The organism is Pseudomonas sp. KK4, assembly GCF_001984065.1.
Classification (GTDB): Bacteria; Pseudomonadota; Gammaproteobacteria; order Pseudomonadales; family Pseudomonadaceae; genus Aquipseudomonas.
The window spans coordinates 1-1767 of record NZ_LYVP01000238.1 but is presented as its reverse complement, the minus strand read 5'-3'; the positions used below and the strand labels follow the sequence as shown (position 1 = coordinate 1767).

The following is a 1767-nucleotide window of genomic DNA, read 5'->3' as shown; positions in this document are numbered from 1 at the left end:
AACGTGGTGGGTCGGCCAACATCTGTGTTGCCTGACCCACCGCGTTCGCGAGCAAGCCCGCTCCCACATGGGATCTTGTTTATCTGATGAATGGCGGGCTCTTCACTATGCAATCTTCTTCAATCGACATCGCGGCCATCCCCGCGACCAAACCTGGACTGCGGCTGTTGTTGCTGCCCCTGGTCATTCTGGCCGGCATGGGCCTGTCCGTGGAGGCCGGGTTGCTGGGGCCGTTGGGCGTGCAGGTCGGCCATCTGTGGGCGACCTTGAGCATCTTCGGCGTCGGCTCGGCGATTCTGTTTTTGCTGTTGCTGTTCAGCGGCCCGCAAAAAGGGCCGGCCCTGAGCGAATTGCCGCGCTGGCAATTGATCGGTGGTTTCCTCGGGCCGATCTACGTGGTGGTGCTGACCCTGGCCACGCCGCACATCGGCATTGCCATGACCATGATCGCGATTTTGTCCGGGCAGGTCGGCAAGAGTGTGCTGATCGACCATTTCGGCTGGTTCGGCGCCACTCGCAAAAAGGTCAACGCTGAACGCTGGCTGGCCTTGCTGCTGATTGTCGCGGCACTTGTTCTGATCGCTCGGGGGTAATGATGAGTCTGATTATTTTGTTGGCAGTGGTGGTGGCGGCCGGTGCGGTGCTGAGCGTACAGGCGGCGATCAACGGGCGCCTGGGGGAAACCGTCGGTGTGTTGCGCAGCAGTCTGCTGACGTTCGTGGTGGGGGCGGTGAGCACTGGGCTGTTGATCCTGTTTTTCGAACCGGCCCACGCACTGAGCCTGTTGGATGTACCCAAGTGGCAACTCAGCGGCGCGCTGTTTGGTGTGGTCTACATGATGGTCATGGTCGGCGCGGTGCCGCGGGTGGGCACGGCGGTGGCGACGGTGGCGGTGATTGTCGGGCAGTTGGGCATGGGGATGCTGATCGACAATTTCGGCTGGCTGGGCAACCCGGCGATCGAGTTGTCGGGCAGCCGGGTGCTGGCGATGGTGTTGTTGGCCTTGGCGCTGGTGTTCATGTACCGCAGCAGCCGTTCGGCCTGATCAACCCCAGGAGGGGCCGGCACGAAAACGTGGAGCCGGTCAGGCTCCGCTTTCGATTCCCAAGATCAATCGCCATGATCGGCTCCCAAGGCGTCAAGTGGCCGGTCGCCACTTGACGTTTTCCACGCCGAATTTCTCTGCCATCGGCTTGCTGGTCTTTTGCACCTTTTCCCGCCCGAAACGCGGAATCCTGCCGACGCCCGCGTCACAACTGGCCCAGTGCCAGGCTTCGGCATTGTCCATTTTATCCAGACGGATAATGAACGACTTGGGGGCGCCATGAAGGGTGTATTCGATGACGAAGAGTTTTGCGTTGTTCATAAAGCCCGTATTCCTCCCTGTGGTAATAGAAGGATCGCGGGCCCTGCGGAAAATTCAGTCGGATTGTCAGGCGGTTGCGTTCGCTGGCGGATGGCTTGACGCATCATTGACGTGGAGTGTGCTGCAACCCCAATGAACATTGGGCATGGGCCTTGCAGTGGGTGGTTTTTGGTGGCTGCGGTTTTGTCTGGGGATTAAGGGATGGAACGTGGTTTTTGAGGGGGCGTACATATCCATTTCTGCGGTAACGGCCGCTATTGGTTCCGCTTTTACAGCGGGTCACTTGGAAAAGCGCCAAGTAACCAAGCGCTTTTGCCCCTTTCGTTCGGTGCCTCGCCTAGGCTCGGCATGCCCTCGCTCCGGTCCTGCTCCGTGGGCCCGCCGCCATCGGCCATCCATGG

General features: G+C 60.3%; 3 protein-coding genes. 2 read left to right on the top strand and 1 reads right to left on the bottom strand.

Annotated elements, in window-relative coordinates:
- Positions 1–107: 107 nt before the first annotated feature.
- Together B0W55_RS29280 and B0W55_RS29275 are read left to right on the top strand one after the other, a co-directional pair.
- The gene (locus tag B0W55_RS29280) at positions 108–593 is read left to right on the top strand and encodes a DMT family transporter (RefSeq protein WP_077049372.1); all 486 of its coding nucleotides are present in this window, start codon (positions 108–110) and stop codon (positions 591–593) included.
- Positions 593–1045, top strand: a complete 453-nt coding sequence (locus B0W55_RS29275; protein ID WP_077049371.1) for a DMT family transporter — start codon at positions 593–595, stop codon at positions 1043–1045. The genes B0W55_RS29280 and B0W55_RS29275 overlap by 1 nt, the downstream gene beginning before the upstream one ends.
- A gap of 93 nt (positions 1046–1138) precedes the next feature.
- On the opposite strand, the gene B0W55_RS29270 is transcribed toward B0W55_RS29275, so the two are convergent.
- Entirely contained in the window at positions 1139–1366 is a 228-nt protein-coding gene (locus B0W55_RS29270) for a DUF6555 family protein (protein WP_077049370.1), read from the bottom strand.
- Between the last annotated feature and the right edge of the window lie 401 nt (positions 1367–1767).

Excerpts from the sequence above, each read along its gene's own strand:
- B0W55_RS29270 (WP_077049370.1), bottom strand. The coding sequence starts at position 1,366 with ATGAACAACGCAAAACTCTTCGTCATCGAATACACCCTTCATGGCGCC.
- B0W55_RS29275 (WP_077049371.1), top strand. The coding sequence starts at position 593 with ATGATGAGTCTGATTATTTTGTTGGCAGTGGTGGTGGCGGCCGGTGCG.
- B0W55_RS29280 (WP_077049372.1), top strand. The coding sequence starts at position 108 with ATGCAATCTTCTTCAATCGACATCGCGGCCATCCCCGCGACCAAACCT.